This window comes from Streptomyces sp. NPDC017979, from assembly GCF_044328175.1.
Taxonomy (GTDB): domain Bacteria; phylum Actinomycetota; class Actinomycetes; order Streptomycetales; family Streptomycetaceae; genus Streptomyces.
In genome coordinates, this window is the sequence record NZ_JBIRGU010000004.1 from 401818 (window position 1) to 419928 (window position 18111).

Consider the following 18111-nt stretch of genomic DNA (forward strand, 5'->3'; position numbering starts at 1 on the left):
CGTCGGTGATCACGTCGGTCCAGGGCCAGTGGCGCGCGAACCGCAGGTGCCGGCGGCGGGCGGTCGTGACGATCTGGGCGGCGAGCGGGTGGAGATCACGGCCCAGGACTGGGTGAGGTTGCGGGCGGGGGCGGTGCCGTGGAGATGTAGGCGAGGTGGTCGCGGGGGCGGCGTTCCAGAGGGGTCAGGAGGGTGCCGCTCAGGATGGCGAGCATCCGGCGAAGGTGGGGCCGCCTGTCAGGAGTGATCGGTGCATCGGCGTCGCCTTTCGGTTCCGGCAGGTGGCAGGCCCGCAGCGTGAAGTCTGCGCCGCGGGCCCGGAGTGCGGACGGGTCAGTGAGATGCGTCCCCGACGTTCGCTCGGCTCGGCTCGCGCTGCGTGGCACTGGTGGGCGGGGGCGTCGGCCGGGTGAGCTTCTCGCCCTCGATGTCGACCTCCGGCAGGGCCCGGTCCAGCCAGCGGGGCAGGGACCAGGCGCGGTCGCCGAGGAGGGCGAGCGCGGCGGGCACGATCGTCATGCGGACGACGAAGGCGTCGAAGACGACGGCGACCGCCAGACCGAAGCCCAGGGACTTGATCATGGAGTCGTCGGAGCCGACGAAGCCGGCGAAGACCGAGATCATGATCAGGGCCGCGACGGTGACGACGGTGGCGCTGTGCCGGAATCCGCTCACGACGGCGGCCCGGGCGTCGGCGCCGTGGACGTAGGACTCCCGCATCCGCGTGACCAGGAACACCTGGTAGTCCATGGCGAGGCCGAAGACGATGCCGACCATCAAGATGGGCATCAGGCTCATCACGGGACCGGTCTGCTCCAAGCCGAACAGGTTCTTGAGCCAGCCCCACTGGAAGACGGCGACGAGCGCGCCGAGGGAGGCCAGCACGGACAGCAGGAAGCCGAGGGCCGCCTTGAGGGGGACGAGGACGGAGCGGAACACCAGGATCAGCAGCAGGACCGCCAGCGAGACGACGAGTGCCAGATAGGGCAGGATCGCGGCGCTGAACTTCGCGGAGATGTCGATGTTGAGCGCGGTTGTGCCCGTCACCAGGGCGCGTGCCCCGGTGTCGGATTCCATCGTGTCGGCCAGGCCACGGATCTCGTCGACGAGTTCTTCCGTGGCGTCGCTGTCCGGGGCGCTCTTGGGGACGACGGTGAGGATGGCGGTGTCGCGCGCTTCGTTGAACGCGGCCGGGGTCACCGCCGCCACGTCGGGCCGGGCCGCGAGGGTCTTGCCGAGTTCCGCAGCGCCGTCGCGGGCGACGGCGGGGTCGCGGTCGTCGACGGTCACGGTCAGCGGGCCGTTGACGCCGGGGCCGAACGACTGCGCCAGCATGTCGTACGCCTTGCGCTGGGTGGAGGAGGCGGACTTGGAGCCGTCGTCGGGCAGTCCGAGTTCGAGCTTGGTGGCGGGCAGGGCGACGACTCCCAGGGCCAGCACGGCCAGGACCAGGGTCCTCGCGGGCTTACGCAGGACGTGGCTGATCCACCGCTGGCTCAGCGGCGTACGGCGCGGACCTGCGGCCCTGACGGCGGGCCGCTTGCGGGCCTTGCCGTGGACGCGTTCCCCGGCGAAGCCCAGCAGGGCGGGGACCAGGGTGGTGGCGACGAGGACCGCGACGACGACGGCTCCGGCGGCGGCCAGGCCCATCTCGGTGAGGATGGGCAGGTTCACCACGGCGAGCCCCGCGAGGGCGATGACCACGGTCAGCCCGGCGAAGACGACCGCCGATCCGGCCGTGCCGTTGGCTCGGGCCGCGGCCTCCTGCGCGTCGTGGCCGTCTGCACGCTCAGAGCGGTAGCGGGAGACGATGAACAGGGCGTAGTCGATGCCGACCGCGATGCCCAGCATGGAGGCGAGGGCGGGTGCGTTGCTGTTGAGGCCGAGGGGCTCGTTGAGGGCGGTGATGGCGGCCAGGGTGATGCCGACGCCGACCACCGCGGTGAGCAGGGGCAGGCCGGCGGCGACCAGGGAACCGAAGGTGATCACCAGGATGACGGCGGCCAGGGCGAAGCCGACGGCCTCGGCCGTGTGACTCATCGCGGGGGGCGCCAGGGCGTTGCCGGACGCCTCGACCGTCAGCCCGCGGTCCCGGCCCGAGTCCAGGGCCTTCTCCAGGCCGTTGTGGTCGCGGTCGGTCAGGTCCGTGTCCTTGGCGGTGTAGGTGACCTGGGCGTAGGCGGTGGTGCCGTCGGCGCTCACCGCGCCGGCCGCGAAGGGGTCGGTGACCTGGCCGACGCGGTCGGAGGACTTCTCCGCGTCCGTCAGGGTCGCTTCGAGCGCGGCCCGGTGTTCGGCGGCGCCGATCTTCTCCCCGTCGGGGGCCCGGACGACGACGCGGGCGGTGGCCCCGTCGGCGTTGGCGGCCGGGAACTTCTCCGCCAGCAGGTCCATGGCCCGCTGGGCCTCGGTGCCCGGCAGCGTGATGGCGGTACTGGCGGACCCCGAACTGCTCGCGGCGCCGACCCCCACGGCACCCAGGACGAGCGTCCACAGAAGAACGACCAGCCAGCGCCGCCGGAAGGCGGCGCTGCCGATCCTGTGCAGGTACGTAGCCATGCGGGTGATACTCCGAATCGAAGGGTGCAGATGGGCGTGTGGTGCCACCGGCGCGCGGAAGCACAGCGGATTCCGGGCGGAGAGGAATCTGCGGGCCGGTGGGCGGACATGCCGGGGGGAGGCACGGCCTTGAGGCCGCGTCTCGGCACGGTGAAGTCGCCGGCCGCGCGCCGGGGCGCGCGCGACCGACTGCGAGCGGTGCTTTTGGGGAGCCGGTTACGGCTCCGGGGCGTTCAGTTCACCCGGTCGTCACTCGACGGCGGGCACAGCCGCGAGCGCCGGTAGCAGAACCGTGTCGATGACGTCCATGAGCTGCTTCTCGGTGGCCGGGGAGCCGTAGAGGATGTCGATCGCGAACCAGGGGCCGAACACGAGCCGGTCGGCGAGGGCGATCACGGGATGGCCCGCGACGATCTCCCCCCGGGCCACGGCCCGCTTCAGCAGTCCGGTCAAGCCGTCGATGACGGGGTGCAGCAACACCTTCCGGACCAGCTCCATCAGGTCCTGGTCCTGCACGATGGCCGGCGGCAGCGACGCGAAGGTCTCCCGGTCCGGGTCACCGGTCACCAGCAGATGCACGTAGGCCGCCAGGTCGCCGCGGAGGTCGCCGGTGTCGATCTCCGCGAAGGCCGCCAACTGCTCCTGGCCGTGTGCCTTCCAGGCGGCGACGACCAGTCGCGGCTTGCTCTCCCACTGCCGGTAGAGCGTGGCCGTACTGCACTTCGCCCGTCGGGCCACCTCCGCCATGGTGACGTGGTCGTACCCCACCTCGCCGACCAGTTCCGCCGTCACCCGCAGCAGCTCCTGCTCCCGTTCCGGGGTGAGCTTGCGCCGGCGCGACGCCTCGGGTGCCTCGGCCATGACGCTCCTGATCCGGTCGTTCGTTGCTGACACCCGAACCGTACCCGCTCCACTTATCGAAAATCAAATTTTCGAAAACGAGGTTTTCGATGTTTCTCCGGCCTCGTCGGACGGCTCAGGAAAGCCCCGGGAGGCCACGAACAGCAGCACCAGCAGCGCCGCGGCGGCAGCTGCCGCCGCACCGAGGAAGACGTACTCGACCGCGGCGTCCACCGCGCGGCGCAGCCGGTCCGCGGCGTCGGGCGGGAGGGCGGACGGGTCGTTCACGGCCCGGCCGACGGAGTCGGCGTCGCCGTCCCCGAGGCGGGACGCGAGCACGGCGTTGGCCAGCGCGCCGAAGAGGGCCGCGCCCACGGTCTGGCCGATCTGCCGGCAGAAGAAGACCGAGGCGGTCGCCGTGCCGCGTTCGGAGTGGAGCACCGAGGACTGCACGCCGATGAGCAGCGGGAGTTGGAACAGCCCGAGCGCCCCGCCCAGCAGCAGCATGATCAGGGCGGGGTGCCAGGGCTCGCCCGGATGGGGGAGGAAGAAGAAGGAGCCCAGGACCAGGCTCGTCAGCGCGGCCCCGATCGCCGCGGTCAGCCGGAAGCCGATGCGCTGGTAGACCCTGCCCGAGAGGGCCGCGCTGACGGGCCAGCTCAGGAGCATGACGGTGAGGACGAATCCGGCCCGGGTGGGGTCGAGGCCGAGCACGGACTGACCGTACGTCGGGATGAAGACGTTCGGCGCGATCATCAGCACGCCCAGCGCACCGAACGACAGGTTCACCGCCGCGATGGTGCGCCGCCGCCACACCCAACCGGGAATGATCGGGTCGGTGGCGCGTCGCTCGACGACCATGGTCACGGCGACCATGGCAGCGCCACCGGCGAACAGCGCCAGCGACGGCGTCGACAGCCACGGCCAGGCGACCCCGCCCTGAACGAGCGCGGTGATCAGCAGCGCGCCGGAGCCGAAGAGGGCGAGGGCGCCCGGCCAGTCCACCGTGGCGGGAACCTTCTCCCGCCGGGGCTCGTGCAGATGACGGACGATCAGCCAGAGGGCCACGGCGCCGACGGGGAGGTTGAGCAGGAAGATCCAGCGCCAGTCGGCGTACTCGGCGACGGCGCCGCCGATCGCGGGACCGGTGACCGCCGAGCCGGCCCACACCGACGACAGCCTCGCCTGGATCTTGGGGCGCTGCTCCGCCGGGTAGAGGTCGGCGGCGATGGTCTGCACGGTGCCCTGGAGCGCTCCGCCGCCCAGGCCCTGGATGATCCTGAAGGCGATCAGGGACGTCATGTTCCAGGCGGTCGCGCAGAGCAGGGAGCCGATCAGGAAGACGCCGATCCCGATGACCAGGACCGGTTTTCGGCCGATGGTGTCGGCGAGCTTCCCGTACACCGGCAGGGTGACGGTGACGGCGAGCAGGTAGCCGGCGAAGACCCAGGAGAAGGCGGAGAACCCGCCGAGGTCGCCGACGATCTGCGGTACCGCGGTGGAGACGACGGTCACGTCGAGCGCGGCGAGCGCCATCCCCAGCATCAGGGCGGCGACGACCGTGCGGCGTCCTCGTGGGGCACCGCCCGGCGCTGTCTTCTCGACCTTCTCGACAGGGTCGGCCGTCCCGCGCTCTCCCGCCACCTCGAACTCCTCTCGCCGGACACCGCAGACCCCGCCCTCCGGGCGGACCGCGCTCCTTTCCGGACATCCCTAAAGACCGAGGTCCTTGGCGATGATCGACTTCATGACCTCGCTGGTCCCGGCGTAGATCCTGCTGACCCGGGTGTCGGCGTAGAGCCGGGCGATCGGGTACTCCAACACGTAGCCGTAGCCGCCGTGGAGTTGGAGGCACTTGTCGATGACGCGCCCCGCCGTCTCCGTGCAGAACAGCTTGGCCTTCGCCGCGTCGGCGGCGGTCAACTGCCCCTGACCGTGCAGTTCCACCGCCCGGTCGGCCATGCATTGCGCGGCTGCCACCTCCGTGGCGCACTCGGCGAGGACGAACTTGGTGTTCTGGAAGGAGGCCACCGGCTTGCCGAAGACCTCCCGCTCCCGCACGTAGTCCGTGGCGAAGGCGACCGCAGCCGCGGCCGACGCGCAACTGCCGACCGCCGCGCCCAGCCGCTCCACCACCAGGTTGTGCGCGAGGTAAGAGAAGCCGCGGCCCTCCTCGCCGAGGAGGTCGCCCACCGGGACCCGCACGTCGTCGAAGGAGAGTTCGGCGGTGTCCTGCGCCCGTAGGCCGATCTTCTCCAGCTTGCGGCCGACCCGGAAGCCCTCGCTGGTCGTGTCGACGCACAGGATCGACAGGCCCGCCCGGCGGTTCGCGGGGTCGTACGGCGCGGTGCGGCAGACCACGAGGATCCGATGGGCCTGCGCCCCGCCGGTGATGAAGGTCTTGGCGCCGTTGAGGACGTAGTGCGAGCCGTCCGCCGAGAGCTCCGCCCTCGTGCGGATCCCCGCGAGGTCGGACCCGGTCCCGGGTTCGGTCATCGCGATCGCGGTCATCATCTCGCCGGAGAGGAAGCCCGGCAGCCAGCGCTGCTTCTGCTCCTCGCTGCCGAACTCCAGCAGGTACGGAAGCACGAGCGCGGTGTGGACGACGTCGGCGCCGAAGCTGACCCCGGCCCGAGCGCACTCCTCCCGGATCACCATGGAGTGGCGGAGGTCGACGACGCCCGCACCGCCGTACTCGACGGGCACCTGGATGCCGAAGACGCCCAGGGCGCCCAACTTGCGATAGAGCTCCAGCGGTACGTGGCCCTGGCGCTCCCAGTCGGCGTAGTGGGGGACCACCTCCTCGGCGATGAACTTCCGGATGACCGTCCGGAAGTCGTGGTGGTCCTCGGTGAAGATGGTCCGGCGCATGCTGGCGGTCCTTGTCCGTCGTCCGGTGGGTTCAACGGCCGTGCACTCCCGTGCGAAGAGAGCGGAAGAGGCGGCATGGGGGTCTCCGACGGCGCACCAAGTGAACGGCCGTTGGGAAAATCCCTCCCGAACCTCCTGTCACTCCTCTTGGGTCCGCTGCTGAAGTCTCGCCTCATACCTCGGCAGAACCGGGACTTCCTTCGCCGTGAGATGGCCCGTCGGAAGAGTTAAGTTAATACAAGCTAACAATGTGGTCCAGAGGTTCCCAGGGTGTGCGGCCCGCTCTTCGAGGGTGCGGAGCCTCATGGGCGACAATGGCGCCATGCGATCCGAGACGTCTGCGCGCACCCGCAACCCCTGGGGAGAGGGCGACCGGCTGCGCGGGGAGATCCTCGACGCGGCGAGCCGTCTCCTGTCCGGTCTCGACGGCGAGGACGCGCTGACGATCCGCGGGGTGGCCCGCGCGCTGGGCATCGCGCCCGCCAGCATCTACCAGCACTTCTCCGACCGGGCGGCGCTGGTGCAGGGGCTGCTGGAGTACGAGTACGAGCGGCTCGGGGCGGCGATGCGGGAGGCCGACGCCCGGGTGGGCGAGGCCGATGCCGTCGACAGGATCCGTGCCCAGGCGCACGCGTACTGCTCCTTCGCCCTGGAGAATCCGGGGCTCTACCGGCTGATGATGAACCTCGGGGCCCAGCGCGCCGAGGCCGACCAGCGACCCGAGGGCGGGCCGCTGGTGGAGCTGTTGGACGAGTTCACCCTCGCTTTCGAGCGGTGCGAACAGGCCGGGCACCGGCTGGGGTTGCCGGTGCGACGGGCGGCCGGCCTGGTGTTGGTGACCGCGCACGGCAGCGTGCTCCTGGCCCAGGGCAACCGAGCCCGCGCGGCGGCCGTCCAGCAGTTCGTCGACGAGGCGCTGTCGCTGATCTTCATCTGACGCGTGAGGGCGGTTTCGGTCCGAGTCGTTTCTTGACTGCCCGTTCTGGGCGGGGGCGTCTCCTTTTGTCGACCCTTCATCGACATGTGACCTGCATCACGGGATCTCTTGGCGTGCGAGTTGGCTAACATTCGTTCGGAGAGTTACCGAACGACTGTTAGCTAACTGTCCGTGACGCATAGGGAGGCCCCGTGACGATCACCGCCGAAACCCCCGATTTCACCATGAAGCGATCCGGCCGGTGCCCCTTCGACCCCTCACCGGCGCTCACCTCGTACCGGCACGAAGAGCCGGTGAAGCGGGTGAAGATCTGGAGCGGCGAGTCCGTGTGGGTGGTCACCCGCTACGACGACGTCCGCACCGTCCTGTCGAGTCCGCATGCGAGTTCGGACGCGGACCTGCCGGGGTATCCGGCCACCTCGGCGGCCGGGCGGGCCCGCCGACGGGAGGACAAGCCGTTCGTCGTGATGGACGATCCGCAGCACGCCCGGCAACGCCGCATGGTCTCCCCGGAGTTCATGGTGAAGAAGATGCAGGCGCTGCGCCCCAGGGTGCAGGAGATCGTCGACGGCCTGATCGACGAGATGCTGGCCGGCCCCAAGCCGGTGGACCTGGTCCAGGTGTTCGGGCTCCCCGTACCCCTGCTGGTGATCTGCGACCTGCTCGGCGTCCCGTACGCCGACCGCGATGAGTTCCAGGCCCGCGGCAACGTCCTGACCTGCCGGGAATCCACACCCGAGCAGATGATGGGCGCGGTCCGGGATCTGCTGACCTATCTGGCCGACCTGGTCGACCGCAAGGACGCCGCACCCGAGGACGACCTCCTCAGCCGGCTGACCGTGGAGCAGGTCCGCACCGGCGCGATCACCCGTGAGGAAGCCGCCAACATGGGGCTGATGCTGTTGCTCGCCGGGCACGAGACCACCGCGAACATGATCGCGCTGAGCACCACCGCACTGCTCCAGAACCCGGAGCAGTTGGCGGAACTCCGCACCACCGAGGACCAAGCACTGATCGACAACGCGGTCGAGGAGATGCTGCGCTACCTCACCGTCGCCCAGATCGGCCTGCGCCGGCTCGCGCTGGAGGACATCGAGGTGGGTGGCCAACTGATCCGCAAGGGCGAGGGCATCATCCTCTCGGTGGACGCGGCGAACCGGGACGCGTCCGCGTTCGCCGAGCCCGACGTGATCGACCTGCACCGCAAGGCCCGCCACCACCTCGCGTTCGGATACGGAATCCACCAGTGCCTCGGCCAGCCGCTGGCACGGGTCGAACTCCAGGTGGTCTTCCGCACCCTCTACCGCCGCATCCCCACGCTCCGCCTCGCGGCGCCGCTGGAGGAGCTGAACTTCAAGCACGACATGACGGTCTACGGAGTGCACGAACTCCCCGTGACCTGGTGACACGAGAGTGGTGAACAGCATGAAGGTAGTCATCGACGAGGAGAAGTGCGTCGGAGCCGGACAGTGCGTCTTCGCCGCGCCCGAGGTCTTCGACCAGCGCGACGAGGACGGGATCGCCGTGCTCCTGGACGAGGACCCACCCGCCGAGCTGGGCGAGTCGGTACGCGAAGCCGCCCGGATCTGCCCGGCGCTGGCGATCGAGCTGGACGAGTCGTGACGCTCTCCCGGGTGGTCGTCGTCGGCGCATCGGCGGCCGGGCTGACGGCCGCGGAGACGCTGCGGCGCGAAGGGTTCGCCGGCGAGCTCACCGTCATCGGCGACGAACACCGCCTCCCCTACGACCGCCCGCCCCTGTCCAAGCAGGTGCTCAGCGGGAACTGGGAGCCGGAGCGGGTCGCCCTGCGCCGTCGCGAGGCCCTGGACGCACTCGGCGCGCGGTGGCTCCTGGGCCGGCGCGCGATGGCGCTCGACGTCGCGGCACGCACCGTCACGCTGGCCGACGGCGACGCCGCGCCGTACGACGGGCTGGTCATCGCGACCGGCGTGACGGCCCGTCGGCTGCCGTACGGTCACCGACTGCGCGGCGTCCACGTGCTCAGAGGGCTCGACGAGGCGCTGGCCCTGCGGGCAGCGCTGGGCGACGGGCCGTCGCTCGTGATCGTCGGCGCCGGGTTCCTCGGAGCCGAAGTCGCCGCGGTCGCCCGCGGGTTGGGCTGTCGTGTCACCCTGGTCGACCCGCTGCCCGCACCGATGGTGCGTCAACTGGGCAGCGCCGTCGCCGAACGCGTCGCAGAACTGCACCGGGCCAACGGCGTCGACCTGCGGTGCGGCACGAGCGTGGCCGGACTGACGGAACGCGACGGCGCCGTGACCGGGGTCCGACTGGGCGACGGTACGCATCTGCCCGCCGACCTCGTACTGGTCGCCATCGGCTCGGTCCCCGCCGTCGACTGGCTCCGCGACAGCGGACTGCCCCTCGGCGACGGTGTGCTCTGCGACGAGTTCTGCTCCGTCGCGCCCGGCATCGTGGCGGCCGGCGACGTGGCCTCCTGGACGCACCCCGCGTACGGCAGGATGCGCGTCGAACACCGGATGAACGCCACCGAGCAGGGCGTGGCCGCGGCCCGCACCCTGCTGGGGGAGCGGGTGCCGTTCGCCCCGGTCCCCTACTTCTGGACGGACCAGTACGACGTGAAGATCCAGGCGTACGGCCGCACCGGACAGGACGCCGGGTTTCGGGTGGTCACGGGCTCCTCCGACCAGGGGCCGTTCGCCGGCGTCTACGGCGACGGCGAGCGGATCACCGGCGCCGTGACGTGGAACCTGCCCCGCGCGGCCCGTGAGCTGCGCCCGCTGGTGGCGCAACGGGCGCCCTGGCCCGCCCCGGTCGCCTGACGGCCGTCGGGGCCGGGGGGGGGGGGGGGGGCCCCCCCCCCCCCCCCGGGGGGGGGGGGGGGGGGGGGGGGGGGGGGGGGGCGCGGGGGGGGGGGCCGCCCCCCGGGGGGGGGCCGCGGGGGGGCGGGGCGCGGGGGGGGGGGGGGGGCGGGGGGGGGGGGGCGCCCGGCCCCCCCCCCCCCCCGGGGGGGGGGGGGCGCCCCCCCCCCCCCCCCGGGACCGGGTCAGCGCCGGTCGTAGAGCGCCTCGATCTCGGCGGCGTACTTCTCACCCACCACCTTGCGCCGCACCTTCATCGTCGCCGTCAACTCGTCGCCGTTGGGCTCCCAGAACGTCGGGAGGACGACGAAGTTCCTGACCTGCTCGACCCGGGACAGCCGTGCGTTGCCCCGCTCGATCCCGGCCGCCACCACCTCGCGGACCTCCGGGGCGCGGGACAGGGCCTCCGGACCGTCGGCCGCGATCCCCCGGGCGGCGGCGAAGGCCGCGGCCTCCTGCGGTTCAAGGGTGACCAGCGCGGTCACGTACGGCCGGCCGTCGCCGATCGCGACGACCGACCCCAGCAGCCCGCACTCCAGCCGCAGCGCGTTCTCGATGTTCGCGGGCGACATGTTCTTGCCCGACGAGTTGATGATGATGTCCTTCTTGCGGTCCACGATGCTGACGAAGCCGTCGGCGTCGATCGTCGCGATGTCGCCCGTGTGCAGCCAGCCGTCCGCATCGACGGCCTCGGCGGTCCTGGCCGGATCGTTGCGGTAACCGCGCATGACCCCAGGACTGCGGATGAGGAGTTCCCCGTCGTCGCCGAGTCTGATCTCCATCCCGGCCTTGGGCTTGCCGACCGTGCCCAGACGCATGTGCCCCGGGCTGTTGGCGATCCCGGACGCCGCGCACTCCGTCATCCCGTAGACCTCGTACAGCGGCAGCCCGATCGACAGGTAGAACTCCAGGGCCTCGGGGGAGATCGGGGCGCCACCGGAGGTGGTGTACCCGAGCCGGTCCAGGCCGAACGAGGCGCGCAGCGGCGCCAGGAACTCCCGGGTGGCGCGCTCGTGCTCGGCAGCCAGCTCCGGTGGCACGGGGCTGCCGGCGAGCTCCAGCCGGACCTTCTCGGCGCCGACGCCCAGGGCCCACTCGGCCAGCGCCCGGCGCTCGTCCCGCAGCGCCGCGATCTCCTGCTCGATCGCGGCCTTCAGCTTGTACCAGATCATGGGCACGCCCATGAACATGGTGGGGTGCACGTCCTTGAGGACGTTCGTGACGGTCCTGCCGTCCCGGACGGTGGTCACCGTGGCACCGCTGGCCATCGGCACGTAATGGCCGGACCAGCGATTGGCGAGGTTGGCGTCCGGCAGGTAGGAGATCACATGGCCGTGGTGGTCGGCGCCGAAGACCTCCTGCTGGAGTCGTGCGCTGCCGCCGACGGAGAAGAGGACGTTGGCGTGGGTGAGTTCCACGCCCTTGGGCCGGCCCGTGGTTCCCGAGGTGAAGATGAGGGTCAGCAGGTCGTTGCGGGTGACGGCCCGCCAGGCGGCGTCGAAGTCGAAGCCGCGGCCCGGAGCGGACTCCAACTCCTCCAGGGAGAGCGTGTCCTCGTCGCCGCCGTCCAGGCACACGACGCGCTCGACCGCGGTGCCCACGGCGGCTGCGCGGACCTTCGCCAGGAACTGCTCCTCGCACACGACGACGCGGTTGCCGCCCGCGGCGAAGAGGAAGGCGATCTGCTCCGGCGGGTAGGTGTTGTAGATCGAGAAGGAACTCGCCCCGAGGTGCATCACGGCGGCGTCGAGCAGATTGAACTCCGGGCGGTTGGTCAGCATCATCGCGACCGTGCTGCCCCGGCGCACGCCGATCCCGGCGAGCCCGGCCGCGATGCGCCTCACCCGGCGGTCGTACTCCCGCCAGGTGATGCTCGTGCTGCCGTCAAAGGAGCGCACGGCGACCTCGTCGGGCCGGGCGGCGACCGTGGCCTGGAACACCGCGCACAGGCTGCCTGCGTCCTGCACTTGTCCGGGAGACAGCATGACGGTCATCTTCGACTCTCCGTATGTCCTGTGGATCGGTGGGTCCTGCGGGGCGGTCTCGTGGATCATCGGTGCGGCGTGGACGAGCGGGGGCGACGGTCGCCGTCCTCGCGGCTCTTCAAGAACGCCTCGACCGCCCGGGCGTGATCGCCGGAGGCGAAGCACTCCTTCTCGGCGGCGAGCGCGTGGTCGAAGACGAGGTTGGCGGTGTCCAGCAGGATCTTGTTCAAGGCGGCCTTGGTGCCCTGGACGGCGCGGACGGGCCCCGCGGCGATGCGGGCCGCGAGCGCGTGCGCCTCGGTGAGCAACTGATCGGGTTCGACCACCCGGTTGATCAGCCCGATGCGCTCCGCCTCGGCGGCGGTCAGCTTGTCACCGGTCAGCAGGTACTCCTTGGTCCGTGCCATCCCCACCAACCAGGGCCAGGCGATGACGCCCCCGTCGCCCGCGACGACGCCCACGGTGACGTGGGGGTCGGCGATGATCGCGGTCCGGGAGGCGATCACCGTGTCGCAGAGGAGGGCGAGGGTGGCGCCGAGGCCGACGGCGGGGCCGTTGACGGCCGCGACGATCGGCTGGGGCAGCTCCAGCAGGTTCATCACGATCTTCCGCGCCTCCTTGAAGAAGGCGTCGAGTTGCGGGCCCGCCCCCATCCGCTCCCCCTTGAGGTTTCCCCCCGCGGAGAACGCCTTGCCCTCACCGGTGAGCACCACGGCCCGGACCCGGTCGTCCCGGGCGATGTCGGCGAACGCCGCGGTCACCTCCGCGTGCATCTCGACCGTGAGGGAGTTGTAGAGCTCGGGGCGGTTGAAGCGCATCGTCAGCACGTGGCCGTCGAGGTCGAACGTCAGGTGCTTGTACGAGGAGTAGCGCTCGGCGGCGTTCATGTCGTTCCCTTCCGAGGATGTGGGGACGTGAGGTGAAGAGGGGGCGGGGCGGAGGGGGTGCGCAGCTTCGCCGACGACCGTGCGTGCCGGTCAGTCGGTGCGGGCCGCGCCTCCGTAGGCGGCGACGAACGCAGCGGCGTTGCGCTCGGGATCGATCAGACGGGCGGCGACGAGGGAGCCGACGATCATGACGACGCCCAGCAGGGTGAAGCCCTGGGCGTACCCGGCGCTCGGGGTGGCGGCGCCGTCGAGCAGCCGCCCGAGCAGCAGCGGGCCGATGACCCCGCCCATGCTGTAGAAGGCGACGACGAAGCCGATGACGGTACCGCGCTGCTTGGGCGGGATGACGTCCGACAGGGCCGCCCAGACCACGCCCTGGGCGGCGCCGCTGAGGGCTGCGCCTGCGATGATCAGGGACATCTGGAGCGTCCCGCGGTCGAGGACGGCGAAGGCGACGGTGCTCGCGCCGCCGGCCAGGACGAGGACCGAGCCGAGGACCCCCCGGGCGAGGCGGTTGCTCACGCCGCGCTTGGTCAGCGCCCGCGAGACCACCCCGGTCACGACCATCATGACGGCGCCGGCGAGGTAGGGCAGGGTGATGAGGCGCCCGGCGGTGACGGCGTCGTACCCGAGCCCTTCGCGCAGGTACAGGGGGAGCCAACTGACCTTGATGGCGGTGCTGCAGTAGGTGACGAAGAAGAGGACCGCGATCCCGATGACCGTGCCCGAGGTCAGCAGGGCCCGGTAGGGGACCCGCTCGGGCAGTCGGCTTGAGGGCGTCGGGACCTCGGCCGCCTTCTCCGGCCCGTCACGGCCCATGGCGAACCAGACGACCACCCACACCAGACCGGCGGCGGCCGTGACGGCGAAGGCCGCGTGCCAGTCGTACTCCAGGACGACGGCGGTGATGACGGGGGCTGCGGCGATCGGCCCGAAGGACGCGCCGGCGGCGACGACGGAGGTGGGCAGGGCACGCTTCTCCGCCGGGAACCAACTGTGGGTGACCCCGAAGGCCATGGCGGCGGTGGGGCCTTCGGCGAAGCCGAGGAGCATGCGGGAGACGATCAGGACGGCGAAGCTGGTGCTCCAGATCATGGGCAGCAGGCTGATCACCCAGATCAGGGCGACGGCACCGAGCAGCCAGCGCGCCGGGAACCTGCCGACGAGGACGCTGCCGAGGACCGCGCCCAGCGCGTACAGCCAGAAGAAGCTGCTCTGCACGACGCCGAACTGTCCGGAGTCGATGCCGATGTCACGGATCATCTCCACGCCGGCGAGGCCGACGACGACCTTGTCCGCGTAGCTCAGCAGCATGAAGAAGAAGAGTGTGACGACGATGATCCAGGCGCGGCGATCGACGCGCCGCCTCGGGGGAGATGGTGGATTTGCCGTGGAAAGACCTCGGTCGACAGCCATGGCGATCTTCCTTGTGGATGAGCGAGGGCAGGAAGTTCCTCAGCGTGAAGGGGACGGAGTCGCCGGGGGAGTTCACCGGATCGAAACATTTCCGCCGAGTTGGAGTTAACCACCGGCGTGATCTCGACACAAGACATCGGACAGGACTAACTGTCGAATCCCGTTAACTTAACGGTCTCCTGGTCGCTGCGGAGTCACTGAAATGGCTGGTCACGCTGGAAGCGTGGTCAGTGATTGCCATCGAGCAATCTCTATGTCTTCGAACAGCAAGTTGCGCGACGCTGGTTCCGGAGGCATGGGAAATGAGGTTGCAAGAGTATTGATGCGCGAGTAAGTGACTGCTACATGAGTCAGTTCGGAATGCGGGGGGTGAATTCAACCCGCGATCGGGGAGGTCCTCTTGTCCGGCGGGGTGAGTCCCAGCACGGCACGGCCGATGACGACCAGTTCCCCCTGGGACACCGGGCGGATACTCAGCCCGCTGACCCGACGCAGGGAATTGACCACCGTCTGCGCCGTCAGGGCCAGCAACTCGGCCTCCTGCGGTGACAGTTCCGGGCGGTGGCGGGTCAGTAGGGCCGCCCATTCGGTCACGTAGTCCCGCTGCATGCGACGCACCACCTCCCGGTCCTCGGGCGGCACGCTGACCATCTCGATGACGAGCGCGCTCATGGCGTCGCCGTGCACCGCGTTGATCCGTACGAAGGAGCGCAGGGCCATGTCCAGGGCCCGCGCCGGATCGTCGGTCGAGCCGAGTGCCGCCGACAGGTCGAACAGCATCGCTTCCAGGCAGCGGGTCAGCACGGCCACCAGGATCGCCGACTTGCTCGGGAAGTGGTGGTAGAGGCTGGAGGCGGCGAGCCCCGCGGCCTCCAACCCGATGTCGTCCATGCCGACGTTCTGGTAGCCGCGCTCCGCGAAGAGCCTGATCGAGGCCGCGAGCACCGCTTCGCGTCGGGACGCCGGGGTCAGCCGGCCGCGGGGCACGGGCAGTTCGGGCCCGGCGACCGCACCGGCGAGCGGAAGCCCTTCCGCACGGCACACGGCGAGCGCCGCGGCGACCATCAGGGAACGGATCTGGGCGGGCTCCGCCTTCACGGCCTGGTAGTTCACACCGACCAGGGCGCCCAGCGCGGCCCACAGCAGCAGGTCGACCTCGTCGGACGGAAGCTCGGGGCGCGCTGCGGCGATGGCGTCCCGCAGGGGCCGGACCTTGGCGGCGTGGCGCCCCATCAGCTCGTGGCGTCGCTCGGGCGGCAGGTGCCTCAGTTCCCGTTCCCACAGCAGCCTGGCGTGGCGGCGGTCCAGCATCGTGGCGACGACGACGTCGAGGGTCCCGGGCAGATCGCCGTACGAGGCGCGGTCCGGGAGGATGCCCTCCTCCACGACGTCCAGCAGGGTCGCGAACAGCAGGTCCTGCTTGCTGCGGAAGTGCCGGTACAGCGCCGGGCCGGTGATGCCGACCGCTTCCGCGATGTCCGTCATCGCCACCTGGTGGTAGCCGGACTTCCGGAACTGTTCGGCGGCAGCAGCGACGATCTGCTGCTTGCGGTCGCGTGGTCGCCGGGTCCGCGGGCGGGGAGCGTCGGTCACCGAGGCGGCCTCCTCATGTGTGCACGCTCCTGGCCGGTTGCCCGGTGGGGAACCCGCCGACCGGCGCGGACGCACTCGGCGCCGACCATGCTAGCAGCGGGCCGGGACGCGCCCCAGGGACTATCGATACAGGTGCACGACCTGTCCTGACATGAACGCCGAGTCCTCCGAGACCAGATATCTGACCAGTCCCGACACGTCGCCAGGGGTACCGATCCGGGCCAGGAGCTCCTCCTTGTTCGGGACCTCGCCGATCCGTTGTCGGGCCCGCCCGGTGGCGATCGGTCCGGGCGCGACGCAGTTGGCCCGGATGCCCTGCGGAGCCAGGTCCTTGGCGAGGTAGCGGGTGTAGTGCATGACGGCCGCCTTGCTGATCCCGTAGTGCGCGTAGCCGCCGCTCCCGGTGACCTCCACTCCGGTGACGGAGCCCATGGTCACGACGGAGGCGTTGGTCGAGCCGCGGAGCGCGGGGAGGGCCGCGGTGACGGTGGTGACGGTGCCGTGGAGGTTGCGGCGCATGACCGTGTCCAGGTCGTCGAGATCGATCTGGGAGGCCCGGTTGCCGTCGAGCGGCCCGCTTCCTCCACCGGCGTTGCACACGACGGCGTTCAGGCCGCCCCACTCCTCCCGGATCCGCGTCACCAGGCCGTCCAGCGCCGCCCGGTCGGTGGTCTCGGCCTGTGTGGACAGGACGGGTGCGCCCAGTGCCTCCAACTCGGCCGCGACGGTGTCGTCCAGCCCCTCCGCCGCGAACTCCCGGTAGCACTCGAAGTCGACGTCCACCACCGCGACGGCGTATCCGTCGCGCGCGAGGTCCACGGCGATCCTCCTGCCGATGCCGCGTGCGGCACCGGTGACCAGTACGGACTTGTCGATGTTCATGGGACGAACCCCTCTTTCCGTTTCTCCGAACTGTTCGGACTTCCGCGTTACGGACTTCCGCCGTTCCGCTGTTGCCCACGGCCCCGGGTGCGGTCTCCGGGCTCCCGCCCTCCGTCCGGGACGTCACCCGATGACGCCCCGGGCGCGGAGCCCGGCGATGCGGTCGGCGTCGTATCCGGCCCGTGTCAGGGCGGCGTCGGTGTGGGTGCCGACGGCGGGCGCGGGTGCGGGTTCGGGCGCGGGGGTGCCCCCGAAGCGGGGTGCGGGGGCGGGCTCGACGCCGCCGTGCGCCCCGGTGCGGAAGGTGCCGCGGGCGACGTGGTGGGGATGGGTGGGGGCTTCGGCGAGGGAGAGCACGGGCGTGACGCACGCGTCTCGCCCCTCGAAGGCGCTGGCCCACTCGTCGCGGGTCCTGGTCGCGAAGACGTCCGCGAGGCGCTTGTGCATGGTGGGCCAGGACTCCCGGTCGTACTGTCCGGCGAAGTCCGGGTCGTCCCCGAGGCCCAGGACGCCCAACATCCGTGCGTAGAAGTGCGGTTCCCCGCAGCCCAGCGCCAGGTGTCCGCCGTCGGCGCACCGGTAGACGGTGTACCAGGGGGCCGCACCGTCGATGCCGTTCGCGGCGCGCTCGTCCTGCCAGGACCCCGCCGCCCGGAAGCCGTACACCATGGACAGCAAGGACGCCGTGCCGTCGGTCATCGCCGCGTCGACGACCTGTCCGCGCCCGGTGGCGCGGGCGGAGACGAGGGCGCCGAGGACCCCGAAGGCGAGGAGCATTCCGCCGCCGCCCATGTCCCCCACCAGGTTCAGCGGGACGACGGGCCGGTCTGCCGTGCCGACGGCGTGCAGGGCGCCGGAGAGCGCGATGAAGTTGATGTCGTGCCCGGGCTCGTGGGCCTTCGGCCCGTACTGTCCCCACCCGGTCATCCGGCCGTACACCAGTCGCGGGTTGCGCGGCAGGAGGTCGTCCGGGCCCAGCCCCAGGCGCTCGGCGACGCCCGGCCGGAAGCCCTCGACGAGGACGTCGACGTCGTCGACGAGGCGTCCCACGACCTCGGCCGCCTCGCGGTGCTTGAGGTCGACGGTGATCGAGCGGCGGTTGCGGTGGAGCACCGGGTGGGCACTGGGACTGCCTGCGTCCGATGGCCGATCGACGCGGACGACCTCGGCGCCGAGGTCGCCGAGGAGCATGCCCGCGTAGGGGGCCGGCCCCACGCCGCCGAGTTCGAGGACGCGGACGCCTTGCAAAGGACCGTGCACGCCCCGGCCTGGCGTGGTCGACGCGGGTGCGGTCATGGGGT

At 71.1% G+C, this 18111-nt stretch carries 14 protein-coding genes; 4 read left to right on the forward strand and 10 right to left on the reverse strand.

The annotated features are described in order from the left end of the window. Positions 1-333: 333 nt before the first annotated feature. The 4 genes from ACH4E8_RS14740 to ACH4E8_RS14755 form a co-directional block, all read right to left on the reverse strand. A complete protein-coding gene (locus ACH4E8_RS14740; RefSeq protein WP_398447963.1) occupies positions 334-2559 on the reverse strand; it encodes an MMPL family transporter in 2226 nt (741 codons plus the stop codon). Between the two features lie 249 nt (positions 2560-2808). After that, a complete protein-coding gene (locus ACH4E8_RS14745; protein ID WP_398447965.1) occupies positions 2809-3420 on the reverse strand; it encodes a TetR/AcrR family transcriptional regulator in 612 nt (203 codons plus the stop codon). Positions 3421-3483: 63 nt separating this feature from the next. Then, positions 3484-5043: an MFS transporter gene (locus ACH4E8_RS14750; protein WP_398447967.1), complete on the reverse strand. Its 1560-nt coding sequence runs from the start codon at positions 5041-5043 to the stop codon at positions 3484-3486. 69 nt (positions 5044-5112) lie between these two features. Beyond that, complete coding sequence (locus ACH4E8_RS14755; RefSeq protein WP_398447969.1) at positions 5113-6270, reverse strand: acyl-CoA dehydrogenase family protein; 1158 nt, start codon at positions 6268-6270, stop codon at positions 5113-5115. 322 nt (positions 6271-6592) lie between these two features. Here ACH4E8_RS14755 and ACH4E8_RS14760 point away from each other — a divergent pair, with 322 nt between their 5' ends. The 4 genes from ACH4E8_RS14760 to ACH4E8_RS14775 all read left to right on the forward strand — a co-directional run bounded on the left by ACH4E8_RS14760 (position 6593) and on the right by ACH4E8_RS14775 (position 10008). After that, positions 6593-7207, forward strand: a complete 615-nt coding sequence (locus tag ACH4E8_RS14760; protein WP_398447971.1) for a TetR/AcrR family transcriptional regulator — start codon at positions 6593-6595, stop codon at positions 7205-7207. Between the two features lie 224 nt (positions 7208-7431). After that, positions 7432-8613, forward strand: a complete 1182-nt coding sequence (locus tag ACH4E8_RS14765) for a cytochrome P450 (protein WP_398448317.1) — start codon at positions 7432-7434, stop codon at positions 8611-8613. Positions 8614-8632: 19 nt separating this feature from the next. Then, entirely contained in the window at positions 8633-8830 is a 198-nt protein-coding gene (locus ACH4E8_RS14770) for a ferredoxin (RefSeq protein ID WP_398447973.1), read from the forward strand. Then, complete coding sequence (locus ACH4E8_RS14775) at positions 8827-10008, forward strand: NAD(P)/FAD-dependent oxidoreductase (protein ID WP_398447975.1); 1182 nt, start codon at positions 8827-8829, stop codon at positions 10006-10008. The genes ACH4E8_RS14770 and ACH4E8_RS14775 overlap by 4 nt, the downstream gene beginning before the upstream one ends. A 224-nt stretch (positions 10009-10232) precedes the next feature. On the opposite strand, the gene ACH4E8_RS14780 is transcribed toward ACH4E8_RS14775, so the two are convergent. The 6 genes from ACH4E8_RS14780 to ACH4E8_RS14805 all read right to left on the reverse strand — a co-directional run bounded on the left by ACH4E8_RS14780 (position 10233) and on the right by ACH4E8_RS14805 (position 18106). Continuing rightward, positions 10233-12032: an AMP-dependent synthetase/ligase gene (locus ACH4E8_RS14780; protein ID WP_398447977.1), complete on the reverse strand. Its 1800-nt coding sequence runs from the start codon at positions 12030-12032 to the stop codon at positions 10233-10235. 65 nt (positions 12033-12097) lie between these two features. Continuing rightward, complete coding sequence (locus ACH4E8_RS14785) at positions 12098-12919, reverse strand: enoyl-CoA hydratase/isomerase family protein (protein WP_398447979.1); 822 nt, start codon at positions 12917-12919, stop codon at positions 12098-12100. 90 nt (positions 12920-13009) lie between these two features. Beyond that, entirely contained in the window at positions 13010-14335 is a 1326-nt protein-coding gene (locus tag ACH4E8_RS14790) for an MFS transporter (protein ID WP_398447981.1), read from the reverse strand. A 375-nt stretch (positions 14336-14710) separates the two neighbouring features. Next, entirely contained in the window at positions 14711-15928 is a 1218-nt protein-coding gene (locus ACH4E8_RS14795) for a TetR/AcrR family transcriptional regulator (protein WP_398447983.1), read from the reverse strand. Positions 15929-16048: 120 nt separating this feature from the next. Continuing rightward, positions 16049-16810, reverse strand: a complete 762-nt coding sequence (locus ACH4E8_RS14800) for an SDR family NAD(P)-dependent oxidoreductase (RefSeq protein ID WP_398447985.1) — start codon at positions 16808-16810, stop codon at positions 16049-16051. A gap of 123 nt (positions 16811-16933) precedes the next feature. Next, a complete protein-coding gene (locus tag ACH4E8_RS14805; RefSeq protein ID WP_398447987.1) occupies positions 16934-18106 on the reverse strand; it encodes a CaiB/BaiF CoA transferase family protein in 1173 nt (390 codons plus the stop codon). Between the last annotated feature and the right edge of the window lie 5 nt (positions 18107-18111).

Bases quoted from the DNA above. Each gene is read 5' to 3' on its own strand.
- ACH4E8_RS14740 (WP_398447963.1), bottom strand. From the start codon at position 2,559: ATGGCTACGTACCTGCACAGGATCGGCAGCGCCGCCTTCCGGCGGCGC.
- ACH4E8_RS14745 (WP_398447965.1), bottom strand. From the start codon at position 3,420: ATGGCCGAGGCACCCGAGGCGTCGCGCCGGCGCAAGCTCACCCCGGAA.
- ACH4E8_RS14755 (WP_398447969.1), bottom strand. From the start codon at position 6,270: ATGCGCCGGACCATCTTCACCGAGGACCACCACGACTTCCGGACGGTC.
- ACH4E8_RS14760 (WP_398447971.1), top strand. From the start codon at position 6,593: ATGCGATCCGAGACGTCTGCGCGCACCCGCAACCCCTGGGGAGAGGGC.
- ACH4E8_RS14765 (WP_398448317.1), top strand. From the start codon at position 7,432: ATGAAGCGATCCGGCCGGTGCCCCTTCGACCCCTCACCGGCGCTCACC.
- ACH4E8_RS14770 (WP_398447973.1), top strand. From the start codon at position 8,633: ATGAAGGTAGTCATCGACGAGGAGAAGTGCGTCGGAGCCGGACAGTGC.
- ACH4E8_RS14780 (WP_398447977.1), bottom strand. From the start codon at position 12,032: ATGCTGTCTCCCGGACAAGTGCAGGACGCAGGCAGCCTGTGCGCGGTG.
- ACH4E8_RS14785 (WP_398447979.1), bottom strand. From the start codon at position 12,919: ATGAACGCCGCCGAGCGCTACTCCTCGTACAAGCACCTGACGTTCGAC.
- ACH4E8_RS14790 (WP_398447981.1), bottom strand. From the start codon at position 14,335: ATGGCTGTCGACCGAGGTCTTTCCACGGCAAATCCACCATCTCCCCCG.
- ACH4E8_RS14800 (WP_398447985.1), bottom strand. From the start codon at position 16,810: ATGAACATCGACAAGTCCGTACTGGTCACCGGTGCCGCACGCGGCATC.
- ACH4E8_RS14805 (WP_398447987.1), bottom strand. From the start codon at position 18,106: ATGACCGCACCCGCGTCGACCACGCCAGGCCGGGGCGTGCACGGTCCT.